This window comes from Candidatus Rokuibacteriota bacterium, from assembly GCA_030647435.1.
Lineage (GTDB): Bacteria > Methylomirabilota > Methylomirabilia > Rokubacteriales > CSP1-6 > AR37.
The window spans coordinates 57,256-77,008 of sequence record JAUSJX010000115.1 but is presented as its reverse complement, the minus strand read 5'-3'; the positions used below and the strand labels follow the sequence as shown (position 1 = coordinate 77,008).

Annotated in this window: 19 protein-coding genes and 1 pseudogene; 17 read left to right on the top strand and 3 right to left on the bottom strand. The window is 69.6% G+C overall.

The genetic code is table 11. The features are described from left to right. Positions 1-9 precede the first annotated feature (9 nt). From Q7W02_20165 to Q7W02_20135, 7 genes are read left to right on the top strand one after another with little or no spacing between them, the layout of a single operon-like run. On the top strand, positions 10-336 hold the full coding sequence (locus tag Q7W02_20165) for an NIPSNAP family protein (protein MDO8478464.1): 327 nt from the start codon (positions 10-12) through the stop codon (positions 334-336). Positions 337-342: 6 nt separating this feature from the next. Continuing rightward, complete coding sequence (locus Q7W02_20160) at positions 343-1,164, top strand: c-type cytochrome (protein ID MDO8478463.1); 822 nt, start codon at positions 343-345, stop codon at positions 1,162-1,164. Further along, entirely contained in the window at positions 1,151-2,644 is a 1,494-nt protein-coding gene (locus tag Q7W02_20155) for an FAD-binding oxidoreductase (protein ID MDO8478462.1), read from the top strand. Before Q7W02_20160 ends, Q7W02_20155 begins: the two co-directional genes overlap by 14 nt. Then, on the top strand, positions 2,641-3,060 hold the full coding sequence (locus Q7W02_20150; GenBank protein MDO8478461.1) for a type II secretion system protein GspG: 420 nt from the start codon (positions 2,641-2,643) through the stop codon (positions 3,058-3,060). The genes Q7W02_20155 and Q7W02_20150 overlap by 4 nt, the downstream gene beginning before the upstream one ends. Before the next feature lie 16 nt (positions 3,061-3,076). Then, entirely contained in the window at positions 3,077-3,295 is a 219-nt protein-coding gene (locus tag Q7W02_20145) for a hypothetical protein (GenBank protein MDO8478460.1), read from the top strand. Between the two features lie 46 nt (positions 3,296-3,341). Continuing rightward, positions 3,342-4,403, top strand: a complete 1,062-nt coding sequence (locus Q7W02_20140; protein ID MDO8478459.1) for an alanine racemase — start codon at positions 3,342-3,344, stop codon at positions 4,401-4,403. Positions 4,404-4,410: 7 nt separating this feature from the next. Beyond that, positions 4,411-6,030: a thiamine pyrophosphate-binding protein gene (locus Q7W02_20135; protein MDO8478458.1), complete on the top strand. Its 1,620-nt coding sequence runs from the start codon at positions 4,411-4,413 to the stop codon at positions 6,028-6,030. An 8-nt stretch (positions 6,031-6,038) separates the two neighbouring features. Here Q7W02_20135 and Q7W02_20130 read toward each other — a convergent pair whose 3' ends face one another. Further along, complete coding sequence (locus tag Q7W02_20130; protein MDO8478457.1) at positions 6,039-6,665, bottom strand: YqgE/AlgH family protein; 627 nt, start codon at positions 6,663-6,665, stop codon at positions 6,039-6,041. A gap of 48 nt (positions 6,666-6,713) precedes the next feature. On the opposite strand from Q7W02_20130, the gene Q7W02_20125 reads away from it, so the two are divergent. The 10 genes and pseudogenes from Q7W02_20125 (at position 6,714) to Q7W02_20080 (ending at position 18,995) form a co-directional block, all read left to right on the top strand. Next, on the top strand, positions 6,714-7,922 hold the full coding sequence (locus Q7W02_20125; GenBank protein MDO8478456.1) for an MFS transporter: 1,209 nt from the start codon (positions 6,714-6,716) through the stop codon (positions 7,920-7,922). A gap of 11 nt (positions 7,923-7,933) precedes the next feature. Then, positions 7,934-8,995 carry a phosphotransferase gene (locus tag Q7W02_20120; protein ID MDO8478455.1) on the top strand — a complete coding sequence of 354 codons (1,062 nt, stop codon included), beginning with the start codon at positions 7,934-7,936 and terminating at the stop codon, positions 8,993-8,995. Positions 8,996-9,003: 8 nt separating this feature from the next. Further along, a pseudogene (locus Q7W02_20115) lies at positions 9,004-11,894 on the top strand (LLM class flavin-dependent oxidoreductase). A 6-nt stretch (positions 11,895-11,900) separates the two neighbouring features. After that, positions 11,901-12,923: a D-2-hydroxyacid dehydrogenase gene (locus Q7W02_20110; GenBank protein MDO8478454.1), complete on the top strand. Its 1,023-nt coding sequence runs from the start codon at positions 11,901-11,903 to the stop codon at positions 12,921-12,923. Positions 12,924-13,182: 259 nt separating this feature from the next. Beyond that, positions 13,183-14,508: a radical SAM protein gene (locus Q7W02_20105; GenBank protein MDO8478453.1), complete on the top strand. Its 1,326-nt coding sequence runs from the start codon at positions 13,183-13,185 to the stop codon at positions 14,506-14,508. Positions 14,509-14,651: 143 nt separating this feature from the next. After that, complete coding sequence (locus tag Q7W02_20100; GenBank protein ID MDO8478452.1) at positions 14,652-15,986, top strand: sugar ABC transporter substrate-binding protein; 1,335 nt, start codon at positions 14,652-14,654, stop codon at positions 15,984-15,986. 1 nt (position 15,987) lies between these two features. Further along, positions 15,988-16,926 (top strand): sugar ABC transporter permease, encoded by a 939-nt coding sequence (locus Q7W02_20095; protein ID MDO8478451.1) that lies wholly within the window; start codon positions 15,988-15,990, stop codon positions 16,924-16,926. Further along, a complete protein-coding gene (locus Q7W02_20090) occupies positions 16,923-17,759 on the top strand; it encodes a carbohydrate ABC transporter permease (protein ID MDO8478450.1) in 837 nt (278 codons plus the stop codon). Before Q7W02_20095 ends, Q7W02_20090 begins: the two co-directional genes overlap by 4 nt. After that, positions 17,756-18,709 carry an LLM class F420-dependent oxidoreductase gene (locus tag Q7W02_20085; protein ID MDO8478449.1) on the top strand — a complete coding sequence of 318 codons (954 nt, stop codon included), beginning with the start codon at positions 17,756-17,758 and terminating at the stop codon, positions 18,707-18,709. Before Q7W02_20090 ends, Q7W02_20085 begins: the two co-directional genes overlap by 4 nt. A 4-nt stretch (positions 18,710-18,713) precedes the next feature. After that, entirely contained in the window at positions 18,714-18,995 is a 282-nt protein-coding gene (locus Q7W02_20080; protein MDO8478448.1) for a hypothetical protein, read from the top strand. Here the strand turns inward: Q7W02_20080 and Q7W02_20075 are convergent. Continuing rightward, positions 18,985-19,461: a type II toxin-antitoxin system VapC family toxin gene (locus Q7W02_20075; GenBank protein ID MDO8478447.1), complete on the bottom strand. Its 477-nt coding sequence runs from the start codon at positions 19,459-19,461 to the stop codon at positions 18,985-18,987. The genes Q7W02_20080 and Q7W02_20075 overlap by 11 nt on opposite strands. Further along, positions 19,458-19,685, bottom strand: a complete 228-nt coding sequence (locus Q7W02_20070) for a plasmid stabilization protein (GenBank protein MDO8478446.1) — start codon at positions 19,683-19,685, stop codon at positions 19,458-19,460. The genes Q7W02_20075 and Q7W02_20070 overlap by 4 nt, the downstream gene beginning before the upstream one ends. Positions 19,686-19,753: the final 68 nt, after the last annotated feature.

The window sequence follows — 19,753 nt, the reverse complement described above, 5'->3', positions numbered from 1 at the left end:
ACCTTTACAATGATGTACGAGCTCCGCACGTACTACGCCATGCCCCTGCGCCTGCCGGACCTGAACCGGCGCTTCGTCGACATCACGCTGGGCTACTTCAAGAAGTACGGCATCCAGGTCGTCGGCTTCTGGACCAACGAGCTCGGCGGCTCGTCCGAGCAGTTGATCTACATGCTGGCCTACGAAAGCCTCGCGGACCGCGAGAAGAAGTGGGGCGCCTTCATCGCCGACCCGGAGCGCCTCGCGAAGTTCGCCGAGACCGAGAAGAACGGGCCGCTCCTCAGCCGGCTGACGGCCCAGATCCTCAAGCCGACGGCGTACTCGCCCATGAAGTAGACGGCCGTGCGCGCCAGCGCCACTCTCGCCGCCGCCCTGCTCGTGGCATCCGCCGGCGCCGCCAGGGCCGACGCGCCCTTCGCGCCGCCGGCCGCGGTCGCGATTCCGTTCGGGCCCTTGGGCGAGGCCATCCGCCACGGCGAGAAGGTCGCGACGCGGACGTCTTCTTACGCCAAGGCGAACGTGGGCGCCGGGCTCGACTGCACGAGCTGCCACATCAAGGGCGCCCGCGCGCCCAACGCCTTGCCCTGGGTCGGACTCTGGGGTGTCTATCCCGAGTACGACCCCCGGAGCGGCCGTGTCATCACGCTCGCCGACCGCATCAACGAGTGCTTCCGCCGCTCCATGAACGGCAAGCCCCTGCTGCTCGACTCTGCCGAGATGCGCGGCCTCCTCTCCTTTATCTGGTGGCTGTCGAAGGACGTGCCTACGGGCGTCTCCGTCGAGGGCCGCGGCTTCAAGCCGGTCGAAGCCTCGCGTCCGGCCGATCCCGCCAAGGGCGGGATTCTCTACGCCGCGAAATGCGCGGCCTGCCACGGCGTCTTGGGGCAGGGGGTGATGGGCGCGGGCGGCTACACCGTGTTCCCCGCGCTGTGGGGGCCTCGCTCCTTTAACATCGGCGCCGGCATGGCCCGCCTCGACACGGCCGCGGCCTTCGTCAAGGCCAAGATGCCGCTGGGCGGCCCTGCGCTCACCGACCAGGAGGCATACGACGTCGCCGCCTACTTCACGCGCCGGCCGCGGCCCGACTTCAAGGCGAAGAGCCGAGACTGGCCCAACAGAGACAAGCCCCCCAACCGAGTCAAGCCCAGGGATGCCCGGTACTGACGGAGCGCCGGCCGGCCGGGTCTTCCAGGGCGCGGACGCGCGGGTTCCGCCCGGGCCCTGGGACGTCATCGTCGTGGGCGCCGGAATCTACGGTCTGCCGGCGGCGTATTTTCTCGCCAAGCAGCAGCGGGCGCGCGTGCTCGTCCTCGAGGACAACGCCGTCCCCGGCGAGTGCATCACGGTCAACACGGGCGGCATCATCCGCATCGCCTATTCCGACCTCGACGTCGTCCGCGTGGCGGCCTTCGCGCGCGAGATTTACCGCGATCCCGTCGCGCGGCTGGGGCTCCGCGCGCCGGTGCACCTGGGCTTCGTGCCCACCGGCTGGGCGCGCTTCGTGTCCGAGTCCGGCGTGCCCGGCATCCTGGGTGAAGTTACGAGGATCGCCGAGGGCGCCGGTGGCCGCCTCGAAGTGGTCCGCATGGGGGACTATCTCGCGCGGCTCGGACCGGGCCGCCGCCGCAACCTCGAGCGGATCATGGACGTGGAGGACTCGACCCACGTGCTGGCCGACGAAGAGGGCGGCTTCGCCGACGGCGGCACGGCGCTCACCGGCTTCTTCGAGGCCTGCCTCGAGGCGGGCGTCTGCGTCAGCCTCTACTCCCCCGTCGCCGAATTCCTCCGGGAGGGCGAGCGCGTGACCGGGCTCGTGCTGGAGCGCTGGTCCCAGCGCGGAGCCGAGCGCCACGTCGTCGCCCGCGAGACGCTCAAGGCCGACAGGATCGTGCTGGCGGCGGGACGCGGCAACGCCGCGCTGGTGCGGAGAGCGGCGGGCTGGGAGATGCCCACCTTCACCAGCTTCCACCAGGTGCCGTACATACGGAACTCGCCCGACAACAAATTTGCCCAGCGGCGCTACGCCGTGGGGCCGCACGGCGCGCGCCGCGAGGTCGAACTGATCGACGCGCCGACTATCTCGCACTGGCGCGACATCTACTTCCGGCCCGAGGGCGACGGGCTCATCTTCGGGACGCACCACCGGGAGCTCCAGCATGACGACTACCGGCCGCGGGGCGGCGAGATCGGCGGCATGCGCGTGGGGCTCGACCAGGTCATGATCGAGACCCTGGTGGAGGTGATGCCTCACTTCCCCGTGCTGTCCTCCCAGGGACTCAACCTCGGCAAGACGCCCGCGGACATCGCCGGCGGCGCCTACTACATGAACCCGGAGGAATTGCCCTTCGAGGGCCTGGTGCCGGGCACGGGCGGCGCGGTCTTCTATGCCGGCAGCGGCTGCGGCACCGGCTTCAAGCTCGGCCCGGGCGTCTCCTGGCTCCTCGCCGAGCGCATGGCCGGCATCCCGCAGGAGAACCGCCTCATCGCCTCCCACGCGCTCTCCGCCGAGCGGGCGGAATACTTCTATCCGCCGGGGACGAGTCGCGAGGAGCTGCTGCGGCAATTCCGCCCAGCGTCCGAAGGCGGCAGGCTCATCGAGATGGGCGCGGCGGGGATCTCCGTCGCCCAGCAGAGGAGGGGGTGACGCTCGCGCTGCGCATCGCCGACCCGCTGCGCGCGGCGCGCTCTGGCATAATGACGCCTATGCTGAAGGCGGCCGTCGTCCTGATCGCGCTGCTGTCTCTGGGGCTCGGGGCCTGCGAGCGCGAGCAGAAGGGCATCAGCGAGGACCTGCCCGCCGCGCGCGCCACCAAGGCGCGCGACGACGCCCAGGCCATCGCGAGCGCCGTCCGCCAGTACCAGGCGACCTTCGGGGCGCTGCCCGGGTCCGTCGCGGACCTGACCGAGGCGCGGACGGCCTCCGGTGTCACCGGCGGGCCGTTCCTGGGGAGGGTCCCGACGCCGCCCACCGGCTTCACGCCGTACCAGTACGCCAAGCAGGGCGACGTCAACTTCACCATCACCTCGTCGGCCGGCGCCGTCACCGTCACGGCGCCCTAGCGCCGCCCTGCGCGCGATGCCCCGACTGCCGCTCCTCGACCCGGCCGCGCTCCGTTACGCCGACCGGCTCGGCGCCGACCACCACACCGTGGATGACGCGTTGTGGGAGGATCTCCGCACCCGCTTCACCGAGGACGAGCTCTTGGAGCTGACGTGGGTCCTCGCGGAGTTCATCGCGCTCGGCAAGGTCATCTATGTCCTCGGCATCCAGTACGGCGGCACCGCGCATGTCTGAGAGCGCCCGCTCCGCCGCCTACCCTCACCCGATGGGAGAGCCGCGCATGACCGCCGTCAACGACCTCGACACGCCCGCCGTCACCGTCCGCCTCGACATCATGGAAGACAACATCCGACGGGTGCAGGCGCACCTGGCGAAGCACGGCATCGGCAACCGCCCGCACATCAAGACCCACAAGATCCCCGCCATCGGAAAGCTCCAGATGCAGGCGGGCGCCATGGGCATCACCTGCCAGAAGATCGGCGAGGTCGAGGTCTTCGTGGACGCGGGCGTGGCGGACGACATCCTGCTGACCTACAACATCCTCGGCCGCGCCAAGACCGACCGCCTGATGGCGCTCATCAAGCGGGCGCCCGCGCTGACCGTGGTCCTCGACAATGATGTAGTTGCGCGGGAGCTCTCGGAGGCGGGTGTCCGCCACGGTCTCGACGTGCGCTTCCTGGTCGAGTGCGACACGGGCTTCGGCCGCACGGGCGTCCAGACACCGGAGGCAGCGTTCGACCTGGCGCGCCAGGTCGCGCGCCTGCCCAAGATGCAGTTCCGCGGCCTCATGACATTTCCCAACCGCGAGCCCACGACGCGCGAGTTCTTCGCCCAAGCGCTCGGCCTCTTCAAGGGCGCGGGCATCCCGGTGCCCGTCGTCTCGGGCGGCGGCACGCCGGGTCTCTTCACGGCGCAGAACTTTCCCATGCTGACCGAGCACCGCGCGGGCACCTGCGTCTTCAACGACGCCATGGTCGTCTCGTCGGGGACGGCGACGTGGGACAACTGCGCCATGCGCGTGCGCGCCACGGTCGTGAGCCGCCCCACCGACGGACGCGCCATCCTGGACGCCGGCACGAAGGTGCTGACCTCCGACCAGTACGGTCAGAAGGGCTTCGGTCACGTGATGGAGTACCCGGAGGCCGTGGTCGCCAATCTCTCGGAGGAGCACGGCATCGTGGATCTCCAGGCCTGCGCCGAGCGCCCGAAGGTGGGCGAGATCGTCCACGTCGTGCCGAACCACTGCTGCGTCGTCAGCAACATGGTGGACGAGCTGTACGGCGTCCGCGGCGCGGCGGTCGAGGTGGTCTGGCCGGTCGCCGCGCGCGGCCGCGTGCGCTAGGCCGCCCATGACCGCGCGCGGGGCCGACCTGGTCGTCGGCGCGCTCGCCGGAGCGGGCGTGCGCCACCTCTTCTCGCTCTCCGGCAACCAGATCCTCTCCGTCTACGACGCCACCATCGGCCGGGACATCCGCATCATCCACACGCGACACGAGGCCGCGGCCGTGCACATGGCCGACGCCTGGGGGCGGCTCGGCGAAGAGCCCGGCGTCGCGCTGGTGACGGCGGGGCCGGGCCACATGAACGCGCTCTCCGCGCTCTACGGCGCGCTGATGGCGGAATCGCCCGTCGTGCTGCTGAGCGGACACGCGCCCGCCGCGCAGGCGGGCCGCGGCGCGTTCCAGGAAATCGACCAGGCGGGCGCCGCGGCTCCGGTCACCAAGGCCTCGTGGGTCGCCAAGGACGCGGCGAGGCTCGGCGAGGACATCACCCTCGCGCTCGACCTGGCGCTTCACTCGCGGCCCGGCCCCGTGCACGTGAGCCTGCCGGGCGATCTGCTCGAGGCGACGGTAGGAGACGAAGGCGCCGCCGGCTTCGGCGCCGGGCCGCGCGGCTCAATGTCGGTCGCGGAGGCCGATCTGCGCCGTCTCCTCGAGCTTCTCGAGGGGGCGCGCCGGCCGCTCATCCTGATCGGGCCCGCGATGGCGAGGCCCGCCCGCCGCGCCGCCGTCCTACGGCTCGCCGAAGCGACCGGCATACCGGCGCTCCCGATGGAGAGCCCGCGCGGCGTCAACGACCCGTGGCTTCACATGGCGACCGGCTGTCTCGGCCGGGCCGACCTCGTTCTGCTCCTCGGCAAGAGGCTCGACTTCGCCGTGCGCTTCGGCGGCGCGCCGCCCTTCGACCCAGAGTGCCGTTTCGTCCAGGCCGACTGGGACGCCGAGGCGCTCGACCGAAGCGGGCGCGTCAGCTTGGGGCTCGTCACCGACCCGGCGCTTCTCGCCGGGGAGCTGGCGGCCGCCGCGACGCTCGCGGGGCGCTGGCGGGCCTGGGGCGAGGAAGTCGCAGCGGCGCGAGCCTTGGTGCCCGCAGAGTGGGAGGGCCTTCGCCGGTCGTCACGGACGCCCATGCATCCGCTGCGCGTCTGCGCGGAGATCCAACCGCTGCTCGATCGCGGCGCCGTCCTCGTCGCCGACGGCGGCGAGTTCGGCCAGTGGATCCAGGCCGGATGCGAGGCCGGGACGCGCCTGATCAACGGTCTCTCGGGCTCGATCGGCAGCGCGCTTCCGCTGGCCCTCGGGGCCCGGCTCCGCCATCCCGACCGGCCGGTGATCGCGGCGCTCGGCGACGGCACCTTCGGCTTCCACGCCTTCGAGCTCGACACCGCCTTGCGCGCGGGTCTGCCCATCGTGGCCGTGGTGGGCAACGACGCGCGCTGGAACGCCGAGCACCAGCTGCAGCTCCAGCACTACGGCGCCGCGCGCGCGGTGGCGTGCGAGCTGCGCCCGTCCCGCTACGACCTCGTGGCTGCAGCACTCGGCGGGCACGGCGAGCACGTGGAGCGCCCGGAGGATCTCGGGCCCGCGCTCGAGCGGGCGCTCGCCTCGGGGCTGCCCGCCTGCGTCAACGTGATGATCGACGGCGTCGCGGCGCCGACCTACCGCGCGACCGCCCCGCCCGCCCACTGAGCGGCGCGCTAGAGGTTGATCCTCCGCCTGGCCATGGCCCGGTCCCACTTGGTCTCGTAGGCGTCGTCGAAGACGATGGCGTCGTCGGACGGCACGACGATCCAGTAGCCCGCCTCCATCTCGGCCTCGAGCTGCCCCGGCGCCCAGCCGGCGTAGCCCAGCGTGAAGCGGGCGCGGCGCGGGCCCCTGCCCTCGGCGATGGACTGGAGAATGGAGGGCTCGGCTGTGACGGCGACGCCGTTGGCGACCTTGACCGTGTCGGGCCCCGCGTAGTCGTCGGTGTGCAGGACGACGATGCGCGTTGCCTCCACGGGGCCGCCCACGTGGAGCCTGACCGATCCCTTGGCGCCTGCGCTAGGCAGGCCGGACTGCTTGAGAAGGACCGCCATGGGCACCTCCCCCAGCTGGCGGTTGACGACGAGTCCCATGGCGCCGGTCCGGGCGTCGTGACGGACCATGTAGATGACCGTCCGGGTGAAGCGCGGGTCCTCGAGCTCGGACGTGGCCACGAGCAGCTGGCCGGCGAGACCCGCGTTCTGCGCCTGGGTGCTGGCCGGCTCCGCGGCCCAGAGTGCTGAGCCCAACACGACGGCCGCGGCGACTGCGGCGGACAGCAAGGATCGCGCGAGGAACACGCCTCACACCTCCGTCCCGGAAGTTGGATTCGTGGCACAGTATAGACGATGCCCTGGCCCGCCGGGCTCCGCGCGTTCCGCCACCGAGATTTCCGCCTCTTTTGGTCCGGTCAGCTCGTCTCCCTCGTCGGCACCTGGATGCAGAGCGTGGGGCAGGTCTGGATCGTGCTCGAGCTGACGGGCTCGCCGTTCAAGCTGGGTGTGATCAGCGCGCTGCAGTTCGGCCCGATGCTGTTTTTCTCCCTCCTCGCAGGCGCGCTCGCCGACCGCGTTCGCAAGCGGCGCCTCCTTCTGCTGACGCAGGGCGCGCTCATGCTCCAGGCCCTGGCCCTGGCCGCGCTCGACTGGACGGGGCAGATCCAGTTCTGGCACGTCGCCGTGCTGGCCGCGTTCTACGGGGTCGCCAACACGCTCGACCTGCCGGCCCGGCAGTCCTTCGTCGGGGAGCTCGTGGGCAAGGGCGATCTCATGAACGCCATCGCCCTCAACGCCACCGTCTTCAACGGCGCGCGCGTCGTGGGCCCCGCCGTCGCGGGCCTGCTCATCGCGCGGTACGGCGTCGCGCCGGCCTTCCTCCTGAACGGGCTGAGCTTCCTCGGGGTGCTGGTGGCGCTCGCCGCTATCCGCAACGAGGGGGCGCCGCGTCCCCGCGCGGCCGCCACGCTGGGCCAGGAGATCCTCCAGGGCGTGCGGTACGCGGCCGCCACGCCGCTCATCGGGCTCATCCTGGGTTTGCTCCTCGTCGTGAGCCTCTTCGTCCTCAACTTCAACGTCCTCGTGCCGCTCGTGGCCCGCGACGTGCTGCACGAGGGCGCGCGCGGCTTCGGCCTCCTCATGGCTTCACTCGGCTTAGGCGCCGTGGCAGGGGCGCTCGTCCTGGCCGCGATGACCCGAGCACGACCGCCGCTCGTTCTCATCGTCGCGGCGGCCCTCGTGACCGCGGCAGGGCTGCTCGGCCTGGGAGCCGTGCGGCACTTCTGGGTCGCGGCAGCGGCGCTGGCCGTCATGGGTTTCGCCCAGATCTTCTTCATGGCGAGCTGCAACACCACGGTGCAGGTGACGGCGCCCGATCATCTCCGGGGGCGGGTGATGAGCCTCTACGCGATGGTCTTCGTGGGCGTGCACCCTTTCGGCGCGCTGCTCGCGGGCGGAATGGCGGAGAAGTGGGGTGTGGGCGCGGCCTGTCTCTGGGGCGGCGTCACGGGGCTCTGCCTCGTGCTGGCGCTCGCGCTCCTCTGGCGGCGGCGCGGGGTATAATCCGGTTTCAAATGACCACAGAGACCACGCTGACATCCGACACGATCCCGGTGCGGGAGACGCACCGCTTCGACCTGGGCGCGCTCGAGCGCTATCTCTCCGGACGCATCCCGGGCTTCGCGGGGCCGCTCCGCGTCAGCCAGTTCCAGGGCGGCCAGTCCAACCCGACCTACCGGCTCTCCGCCGCCGGCCACGAGTACGTGCTCCGGCGCAAGCCGCCGGGCAAGCTCCTGCCGTCGGCTCACGCCGTCGATCGCGAGTACCGCATCCTGACGACGCTCGGCCGCACCGACGTGCCCGTGCCGAAAACCTACCTTCTATGCGAGGACCCCGAGGTCATCGGCACGGTCTTCTACGTCATGGACTGGATCGAGGGGCGCATCATGGTCGACCCGCTCGTGCCTGGGTGCACGCCGGCCGAGCGCGCCGCGATTTACGATTCGATGAACGACGTCATGGCGCGGCTCCACAGGGCGGACTGGAAGGCGCTGGGCCTCGAGGACTTCGGCAGGCCGGGCAGCTACTTCACGCGGCAGTTGAAGCGCTGGACGCAGCAGTACCGCGCATCCGAGACGGAGCGCATCGAAGCGATGGAGCAGCTGATGGCGTGGCTGCCCGAGCACATCCCGGCCGACGACGAGACGACCATCGTTCACGGCGACTTCCGCCTGGGCAATTCCATCATCCACCCGACAGAGCCGCGCATCGTCGCCGTCCTCGACTGGGAGCTTGCGACTCTCGGCCACCCGCTGGCCGACCTCGCCTACAACGCCATGCCGTATCACCTGAAGCCCGACATCCTGGGCGGCGTCCTCGGCGAGGACCTGCGCGCACTCGGCATCCCGACGGAGGAGGAGTACCTCGCCGCCTACTGCCGCCGCACGGGGCGCACGAGCCTCCCGGACTGGAGCTTTTACGTCGCCTTCTCCATGTTCAGGCTCTCCGCCATCGCGCAGGGAATCATGGGGCGAGTGCTGGCGGGCACGGCCAACGACGCCAACGCGCGCGCGCGCGGCGAGCGGGCGCGCCCGATGGCCGAGGCCGGCTGGGCGATCGTCGAGTCTCGCGGCTAGGGGGCCTTATGAAGCCATTCGTGATCAACCGCTACGGCCGCATCGTCTTCCCGTTCAATTTCTTCCCGGAGCTCGACTTCTCCATATTCCAGACGCTCGACCAGTTCGCGGCCGTCATCAAGCGCGACTTCGAGGAGAAGGCGCCCACGGAGGCCGACATCGTCGCGCGCGTGGAGTCTCGGGGTTACAAGGGCCGCTACGAAGTCCTGCGCGACCTTGCGCTCCACCTCTTCTGGGTCAACCGCTACGCGATGACGATGTACGAGAAGCGCCCGACGCGCTGGCGCGATGTCCCAAGGCAGCGCGACGATGTCTTCCTGCCGGTGTTCTCGGCCCGGGACAGCGCCGAGATGACGGCCGCCATCGAGGTCGCCTACCGGGCGCTGCCGCCCACCTGGGACGAGGGGACCGAGGACAAGGTCTGTCGCATCTTGCTGGATCTCTTCCGCCACAAGAAGGGAGCCGGCGACGAGCTGCCGGCGATCAAGCCGACGGTCGGCGAGATCTTGGCGAATCCAAAGAACCTGACGTACCACCTGCTGGCCTACGACCCGGACTACCCGGGCTACGGCCAGGACGACATCATCGAGTTCGCCCACGGCGTCCCCGAGCTGGAAGCGCTCATGCGGCAGGCGATGGTCCTGCACAACCAGTACCGCTGGGACCGCGCCAAGACCCGCCTCACCGAGGTGGGCCAGCTCCACGACGACGACTTCGTGGTGGTCTTCCACCCACGCGGCGACGACGTCCTGCGGTTCATCCGCCGGGTCAAGGGCGTGCACCGGGTGCAGCCGCGCAAGCCCGCCCCTGCCGAGTCGCGCCAGCCGATCCGGCCCTACCCGCCGCTCGATGTGCGCGCGCGCTTCACGGTCATGCCGCGACTCGAGGCCGTCGCCGTTTACAAGGGCGAGCGCCCCTGCACCAACGACGACCTCGTCCGCAACGCCGCGTACTGCTGGTCTCCCATGACGGTGGAGGAGATCCGTCACAAGACCGGCATCGAGCAGCGGCTCTACACCGAGCTGGATCTCGACCAGATGGCGCTCCTCGCGGCCCGGCGCGCGCTCGAGAAGTCCGGGCGCAAGGCCGAGGAGATCGGCGCGGTGCTGTTCTGCTCCTGTACCAGCTCCAAGATGATGCCGTCGCTGGCGACCTGGCTCTCCGGCCAGCTCGGCATGTTCCAGACCCACGCGTCGTGCGACATCGTCGCGGCCTGCGCGGGCTTGCCGTACGGGCTCAGCGAGGCGGTGCGGCTGCTCCAGGAAGTCGAGCGGCCCATCCTGGTCGTGTGCGGGGAGAAGTTCTCGGACAAGATCGGGACGGTGCGGACCTCGCGGATGATCTTCGGCGACGGCGCCGCCGCCCTCGTGGTCGGCCCCGCTGCCGCCGGCGCCGCGCCGGATATCGAGATCCTGCAGACCTACGCGAGCGGGCCCATGTCGGAGGTGGACTCGATCATCTGGCCGAATCCGGAGTTCGACAACAACATCACGATCTACGGGCCCGAGGTCCGCGCGCTGGTCAAGCGCTACCTGGGCCAGATGCTGGACGAGCTCCGCGCCCTGCCGCATCCGGACGGCGTGGCGGGGGCCTCGCTGCTGGACGCTGTGGACCTGATCGTGCCGCATCAGGCCAACAAGACCATGGTGGTGAGCATCGCCCAGGCGGCCGGCGTCGCGCCCGAGCGCCTGTACTTCAACATCGAGCGCGTCGGCAACACGTCCTCGGCCAGCATCCCGATCGCGCTCCATGATGCAGTCCAGGAGGGCGTGATCACGCGGCCGATGCGGGTCTTCGCGCCGGGCTTCGGCGCGGGCGCGGTGGGCGGCTACGCGGTGCTCCGCGTCGACCCCGCCGTGGTGGCCTAGACGTGAAGCTCGGAATCTATCTGAACGCGCAGCACCCGGCCGGCGACGACCCCGCCCGCCGCTTTGCCGAGACGGTGGAGCAGGCGCGGCTGATCCGCAGGCTGGGGTTCGATTCGATCTGGGGCGGGGAGCATCACGTCACCCCCGGATTCCACTACTTCCCGCTCCTGCCGATGCTGCAGCGCCTCGCCGCCGAGGTCGAGGGAATGTGGGTGGGAACGAACCTGGTCCTGCTCCCGCTCCACAATCCGGTCGAGCTGGCCGAGGTCGGCGCCTTCCTGGACGTGATCACCGGCGGGCGGTTCATGCTCGGTGTCGGGCTCGGTTACCGGACCGAGGAGTTCGCCGTCTTCAAGGTGCCGATGGCCGAGCGCGTGAGCCGCCTCACGGAGGGCGTCGAGATCATCCGCCGCCTCTGGACCGAGGACCGGGTTACGCACCATGGACGCCACTGGCAGCTCGACGACGTCAGCATCCATCCGCGGCCGTTGCAGCAGCCCCGGCCGCCGATCCTGGTCGGCTCGCAGGTGCCCGCCGGGATCGCGCGCGCGGCCCGCATCGCAGACGGCTGGCTGGTGGTGCCGGTCCCCACCGTGGACGAATTCGCCGCGCAGGCGGGCGGCTTCGCGGCCGCCCGGACCGCGGCGGGCCTGCCGCCGAGCCGGCACATCTGTCGTCTGCTCGAGGTGGTGTGCGCGCCCGACGAGGACACGGCCGTCCGCCGCGCGGCGCCGTTCCTGCTGGAGAAGTACTCGGCCTACCTGTCGTGGGGCCTCCCGGGCATCACCATCGATCCCGCCGCGAAGCCCGAAGAGCAGCTGCGGCGCTTGGCCAAGAACCGGTTCGCCCTCGGCTCGCCCGCGCAGGTGATCGAGGCCCTGCTCGCCCAGCACAAGGCTGGCGTCACCCACGCCACCATGCGGGTGAGCTGGCCCGGGATGCGGCAGGACGACATCCTGGCGGGGATCGAGTTGCTCGGGCGCGAGGTCCTGCCCGAGGTCCGGCGCCGGACCTCGGCGGGGCGCGGATAAGCGCTCTTGGCGTCGGACGGTCGGGCCGCGCTGAACGTGCTCGTGACGATGCGCTTCAACGAGGGCCAGCTGGAGCGGCTTCGCGCGGTCTCGCCGCGGCTCCGCGTGACCTGCGAGGACGCGCAGACGGCCGACTACTCCCGCGCCGACATCCTGTACGCGGGGATGCCGCCGCGCGACCTCGCGCGCGCGCCCGGCCTCAAGTGGGTGCAGCTCCACCTGGCCGGAGTGAATGCCCTCTACGATCATCCCATCTACCGGGACACGGCCATCCCCCTGACCACGACGAGCGGCGTGCACGCGGCGACGATCGCCGAGTACGCCATCACCATGCTCCTCGCCCTGGCGCACCGGGTGCCCCGGATGGTCGATTGGCAGGCCAGGGGCGCCTGGCCGCCGGACGAAGAGCGCTGGCCCCTGTTCGTGCCGACGGAGGTGCGCGGAGCGACGCTCGGCATCATCGGCTATGGGAGCATCGGGCGCGAGCTCGCCCGCATCGCGAAGGCGGCGTTCGGGATGGCGGTGCTCGCCTGCAAGCGCGACCCGTCGCGCCGGGCGGACTCCGGCTATTTCCTGCCCGGCACCGGTGATCCGGAAGGTGCGCTGCCGGACGAATGGTTCCCTCCCGAGCGAGTGGTGGAGCTCCTCGCCAGGTCGGACGCCGTCGTGATGTGCGCGCCGCTCACACCGGAGACGCATCGCATGATCGGCGCCGGCGAGCTGCACGTCATGAAGCGCTCGGCCTTCTTCATCAATGTCGGGCGGGGGGCGACGGTGGACGAGGACGCGCTGGCCCGGGCGCTCGGCGAGCAGCGCATCGCGGGGGCGGCGATCGACGTCTTCGAGCAGGAGCCGCCCCCCGCCGGGCACCCGCTCTACGCGCTCGGCAACGTGATCCTGTCACCGCACGTGTCGGGCTTCATCCCGAGCTACGACGAGAAGTGCTCGGAGCTCTTCGCGGACAACCTCCGGCGCTACCTCGAGGGCGGGGCGCTCCTGAACCTGGTCGACCGCGCCAGGGGTTACTAGAAGGCCCCTGGCCAAGGTTCATCCCGCCGCCTGCGGGCCGGGCCGTGTGCCGGATCTCACGATCGGGGCCCGCTCGTAGGCCGTCTGCTCCATCCAAGCCGGGCCAAATGCATCACGGGCGGAGGTGACGGGCCCGCTTACCTCTATCGCGGAGGGCTCGAAGAAGTATGATCCTCCCCATGGAAGATCAGCCTCGCGTCCACCAACGATCGCAATCGCACGCCACGGATCCAGCCGACACCGCCGGGGAGCGCCATTCATGCCGAAGCTGATGATCATCCAGGCGACCGGTTATCGTTTCCGTGATCTCCGGGTCCCCTACAAGCTTCGCAAGCGAAAGCTCGTAGGCGCCGTGCTGCCCCACCTTGCGGCGCTTGCGCCGAAGGAGTGGGAGGTGACGCTGGTCGACGACGCGACGCAGGACGTGGACTACGACGCCGACGTGGACGTGGTCGCGATCACCATCAGGACAGTGACCTCTCTGCGGGGATACGAGATCGCCGCCAGGTTCAGGGACAGGAAGATTCCCGTGGTGATGGGCGGGCCCCATGCGACGTTCTATGCGGCGGAGGTCGCGGAGCATGCCGACGCGGTGTGCATCGGTGAAGCCGAAGAGGTCTTCCCCGCCATGCTGGAGGACGCCGCGGCGGGCCGATTGAAGAAAACCTATCAGGCGGAACGCCCCGCGCTTCTCGCCGGCCTGCCGGCCCCCCGCTGGGATCTGCTCGACCCTCGCAAGTACGTCTTCTACAGGCCCTTCGTCATCCAGTACTCACGCGGCTGTCCTTACACGTGCGGCTTCTGCGCCGAGAGGCGCCTGAACGGGGACTATGGCTACCGGTATCGGCCCACGGAGGATGTGGTCGAGGACATCAAGCGATGCGGCAGCAGGCACATCTTCTTCGCGGCCAGCCAGTTCGCCGGCAACAAGGCCCACGCGATGGAGCTGATGGAAGCCCTCATTCCGCTCAAGGTGCGCTGGTCCACCCTGGTGTCCGCCCACTTCTGCCTCGACGAGAAATTCATGGACCTCGCCAAGAGGTCGGGCCTCCTGCACGTCAACATGGGGGTGGAAAGCATCGACCAGAAGACCCTGCACGCCATGAACAAGGACTCCAACAGGGTCAGGCAGTACGGGGACGTGATTCACAATCTGACCAGCCGCGACATCAGCTATTCGCTGAACTTCGTCTTCGGCTCGGACGAGGAGGAGGAGGACGTGTTTCGCACGACGCTCGAGTTCCTGTTCGAGCACAAGGCCCAGACGGCCTACTTCAACATCCTGGTTCCCCTTCGCGGCACGTCGGTGTACGAGCAGCTCAAGACGGAGGGCCGCCTCATCGACGAGGAGAACATGGAGAGATGGCCCGAGCTCTCCTGCCACTTCAAGCCGCTCCGCTACACTCCGGAGGAGTTGGTTCACCGGGTCGGGAAGATCCGGCGGGACTTCTATACGCTTGGCTCGGCCGCCAGGCGGCTGCCCGTGCCCTACAAGGAGGCCCACTTCGCGTCCTGGAACCTGCACTTCCTCCAGCGGAAGGTGGCCACTCACCTGGACTCGATGCGGGACTTCACGGAATTCTAGCCCGGCCGGGCGGCGATCCGCCTCCCTCGTCGCGCCTACTTCGCCGCGACGCCCTCGATCTCGACGAACCGTGACGCGCTCTTGTCTACCCGCGCGAAACGTGCGAGACTCCGGCCGCTTCCCCCACTAAGGAGGGCTCAACGATGAGTACGCGCTTGCTGGCCGCCGCCGTCACCGCCGCCCTGCTGTTCCTCACCAGCTCCGCCCATGCCGCCGACAAGAAGGTGATCCGCCTCTGGCAGACGGAGACGGAGCCCCAGACCATGGCGGTCCTCAACCAGATCGCCGCGGCGTACGAGAAGACGCATCCGGACGTGTCGATCAAGATCGAGGGGCTCGCCTGGGGGGATCTCGAGAAAAAGCTCACCGCCGCGCTCGCCGCGGGAGCGCCGCCGGACGCCACCCACGGCCAGCCCATCACCTGTGTGTCCTTCGCGGCCAAGGGGCTGCTGCGCCCGGTCGAGGACTTGGCCGATTCGCTCGGCAAGGACAACATCGTGGACGCCTTCCGCGACCTCTGCCGCTGGCAGGGGCGGACCTACGGCGTCGGTCACTCCCCGGCGTCCTCTGTCTTCGTCTACCGCAAGGATCTGCTCGCTCAGAAGGGCCTCAAGGTGCCGAAGACCTGGGACGAGCTGATCCAGGTGTCTGAGGCGCTCAGGGAGACCAAGGACGGCCAGGTCGTCCGCTACGGGCTCACGATGACCGGCGCGCCGCTCTTCATTAATATCGGCATCGGCGAGCTGCTGAAGACGAACGGCGGCCGGCTCTTCGACGAGCAGGGGCGGCCGACGCTCACCTCCAGGCAGGTGATCGAGCTGCTGGACTTCTACAAGAAGCTCAACGGCGTGCTGCCGCCCGGCTGGACGGGCCACGGCTACCTCGACACCTTCGCCAACCTCGCCAACGGCAAGGCGGCGATGCTGTACCAGGCCTACGGCCGCGGCGTCGGCTACATCGAGAAGTACGCGCCCAAGGAGCTCGCCGACTCCGACCACTACGCTGTCGCGGACAAGGTGGTCGGTCCGTCGGGGAAGTCGCCGGCGGCGCAGCTCGACTGCGAGCCCTGGATGGTCTTCAAGGACGCCAAGGGCGGCGCTGAGGCCGTCGATTTCCTCAAGTTCTTCTTCAGGGACGAGAACTACATCCCGTACCTGCACTCGGTGCCCATCCACCTGCTCTCCATCAAGAAGTCCACGTACAAGAACCCGAAGTATGCCGACAACGCGACCATCGCCAAGTGGCGGCCATGGGTGGACATGCAGGAGAAGTACTTCCGCAACGATTGGATCAAGCCCGTGCTCGTGACCGACTGGAGCGACATGCAGAAGCCCTACCTGCTGGAAGTCATGGGCTCCGGCATCCTCGTGGACATGGTGTTCGACTCCGTCAAGGGCATGCCTTCGGCGGAGGCGGCCGCCAAGGCGCAGAAGCGCGTCGAGGAGCTGCTGGTCCAGGGCGGCTACCTGAAGAAGTAGCGTGCCAAGCTTTGCCGACGCGGCCGCGCCGGGCGCCCCCGGGGTCCCGGCGCGGCCGCGCCGCCGACTGTCCCCCGCGCTCCTGGGGCTCTGCGGCATTCTCCCCGCCCTCGTTCTGATCGGCGTCCTCATCCTCTACCCCGTCGCCTACGCGATCTGGCTCTCCTTCTTCGACAAGCATTCGTTCTTCCCGGCCGAGCGATGGGTCGGCCTCGGCAACTACGCGCGCCTGCTCCGCGACCCGGAGTTCTGGGACAGCCTCTGGAAGGGGACCGTCTACGCGGCCGGCACGACCGCGCTGCAGCTCGTTTTCGGATTAGCCTCTGCGCTCCTGCTCCACCGGGCCTTTCGCGGCCGGACGGTGGTGCGCGCCCTCGTGCTCTTTCCCTACATGATCCCCACCATCGTCGCGGTCATCGTCTGGCGGTGGCTGCTCAACGAGACCTTCGGGCTCGTGGACTACGTGCTCGTCGCCTGGGGGCTCGCGCGGCAGCCCATCGCCTGGCTGGGCGTGGACCATATCATGACGTCGCTCATCGCCATGAGCGTCTGGCAGTTCGCGCCTTTCGTGACGCTCTCCGTGCTGGCGCGGCTGCAGACCATCCCGCTCGAGCTCTACGAGGCCGCGCGGGTAGACGGCGCCTCGGCGTGGGCCCGGTTCCGTTTCATCACGCTGCCCCAGGTCCGGGCCGTGATGTTCGTCGTCATCCTGCTGCGCGGGATCTGGATGTTCACGAAGTTCGACACGGTGTGGCTGTGGGGCGAGGGCGCAGGCGCCGGGGCCGAGATCCGGACCCTGCCGATCTACACCTTCATGCGGACGTTCACGTACTACCAGGCGGGCTTCGGCGCGGCGCTGTCGGTCGTCATGTTCCTCATGCTGATGGCGGCGACGGGGCTCTACTTCCGGCTCTTCTGGCGTGACGAGGAGAAGGCGTGAGGCAGGTCGGCGCCCGCCTCGGCCCGGTATGTCTCTACCTCGGTGCCCTGGGGCTCTGCGCCCAGGCTATCCTGCCGCTGCTCTGGATGCTCTCGACCTCGCTCAAGCCGCCGCGGGAAGTTCTCGCGACCCCGCCGACACTCATCCCTGCGGCGCCCACGCTCGAGAACTTCGCCCGGCTGCTGACCCAGACGGCCTTCGTCACGTACTTCCTCAACAGCATGGTCGTGTCCGGCCTGACCGTGCTGCTCACGATGGCGGTGGGCGCCGCCGGCGCCTACAGCCTCACGCGCTTTCCTTTCCCGGGGCGCGAGAGCATCGCCCGCCTGATCCTCTGCACCTACATGTTCGCGCCGATCATGATCGTGGTGCCGATCTACATTCTCGCGCGCCGGCTCGGGATCGTGGACACGCATACCGCGCTGGTGCTCTCCTACTCCTCCTTCTGCCTGCCATTCTCGCTGTGGCTGCTCCGCGCCTTCTTCCAGTCCATCCCGATCGAGCTGGAGGAGGCGGCGCAGGTGGACGGCGCCGGGCGGCCGCGCGCGCTCATCTACATCGTCGCCCCCCTGGCGCTGCCGGGGCTCATCGCGACGTCGATCTTCACCTTCACGTTGGCCTGGAACGACTACATCTTCACGCGAATCCTGATCGTGTCCGACGAGCTAAAGACGCTGCCCGTCGGCGTCCAGGACCTCTTCTCCGCCGCCGTCGTGGACTGGGGGCTCGTCATGGCGGCCGGCATGCTGATCACCATCCCCGCGCTTGCCTTCTTCATGGCGGTGCAGCGCCATCTGGTGGCGGGTTGGGGAACGGGAGGACTCAAAGGATGACGACGATACGCTTCGGTTTCTCGGTCCAGGGTCGCGGCGCGCTGGCGGATCGCGAGGGCCTGGGCACGCTGGCCCGGCGCGCCGACGCGCTCGGCTACGATTCGATCTTCGTCAGCGACCGGATGCTGATTCCCGTCGCGAGCACGTCGGGCTATCCGTACTCGCCGACAGGCGCCTTCCCGCTGGGGCCCGACGAGCCGTGGCTCGAGGCGCTCACGGCGGTGACGTGGCTCGCCACCATCACCCAACGCATCCACGTCGGCACGAGCGTGCTGATCATCCCGTACCGGAACCCGGTGTTCACGGCCCGGGCGTTGGCGACGGCGGACTACCTCTCGGGCGGGCGCGTGATCCTTGGGGCCGGCATCGGTTGGTGGCGGGAGGAGTTCGAGGCCGTGGGCGTGCCGTTCGCGGAGCGCGCGGCGCGCACCGTCGAGAGCCTGCGGATCATGAAGGAGATCTGGACCAAGCCGCGCGTCGCCTTCGAGGGACGATTCTGGCGCATCGCCGAGGCCGGCGGAGTCCGGCCGCACCCGGCGCAGCGCCCGCACATTCCCATCTGGATCGGCGGCCACAGCGAGGCCGCGCTCAGGCGCGTCGTGGCCATCGGCGACGGCTGGCACCCGCTGGGGCTCCGCCCGCCGGTCGCGCTTTACCCGCCGGAGATGGCGGCCGCCGTGCGCCACCTTCGGGATCTCGCGGTCGCCGCCAAGCGCGACCCGCGCGAGATCACCATCACCTTCAAGGGACCCGTGAAGCTCGACCCCGCGGCCCCGAAGGACCGCGTGCCGCTGACCGGCTCGCCGGCCCAGATCGCCGAGGATCTGTCGGCCTACGTCCTAGCCGGGGTCGAGCACTTCGTCCTCGACTTCTCGGTGCCCACTGTGCCCGAAATGCTCGACGTCCTCGAGCGCTTCGCGGCCGATGTCCGGCCGAAGGTCGGGCGCTGACGGATTGACTCCGGCTCGGCTGGCCTACCTCGTTTACTTCGCGGCGATCCCGGCGATCTCGACGAAGGACTTCGGCGCGGCCAGCCTCGCTTCGACCGTCGCGCGGGCGGAGGTCGTCTTCGCCATCACCGCAGCCATCTGTGACGACCCCGAGCGCCTGCGCGCCATCCATCCGGCGCCCGCGAGCTTCGATCCGGGTCGAGCGCACCTCGAACCGGGTGGCCCTTTCCACGAGGGCGCCGCGCGCTACTTTGCGGCCCGAGGTGGCCCCGAGGTCAGGTCTTGACCCGGACGCCGATTCGCCCCGCCGCCTGCTGAAGTCGCTTGTCGGCAGTCGCGATAGGGGCGGCGTGCGACACAGCGAGCGCGAGGTAGAGGCAGTCATAGACCGGATGCCCGAGCTCGACGGCCAGTCGAGCGGCAGACGGAAGGAGCATCGCCGAAGGCGTCCAGGCGATTCCCAGGGCAAGCAAATTCGTGATGGCCTGCTCGACGTCCGCCCGCTCCATCTCATGACGACGGAGCTTCTTCCACCAGGCGTTGGTCGCCTCGACGGCCATCAGGTCGGGAGCGAGCAGGGTAGAGTCGCTTTCGAGCAGCTTGTCGGCTCCGGACCTGTCCGGCTCGTTGGCGAACCACAGAAACGCGATCGAGGCGTCGACGACGATGGGCTCCGAGATCGCCGAAGTGTATCGCGAGCCGCGCTCGCGCACGCGTCGGGCGGGCGCTCTCGCGGCCCGGCGTGGCGTCATCGCGCCCGGTCTTCCCGGATCGAATCCACTCCGCTGGAGCGGTGGGGGCGTTGGCGGGCGCGAATGGCCGCAGCCCGCGCGGCAATCTCCGCCCGGCTCACCCGCGTGCCGTCGGCGAGGACTCGCCGCGCCTCCTGCTCGACCGATACGCCGCGAAGGCGGGCCTGCAGCCGCAGCCGCTCGGCCACCTCGTCATCGAGATTCCGGATGATGATCGTCGCCATAGTGTCGATAGCGTCTCATGCTAGCAGCGATATCGCAACATGCTATCGGTCCACCTGGGGGTCAGGTC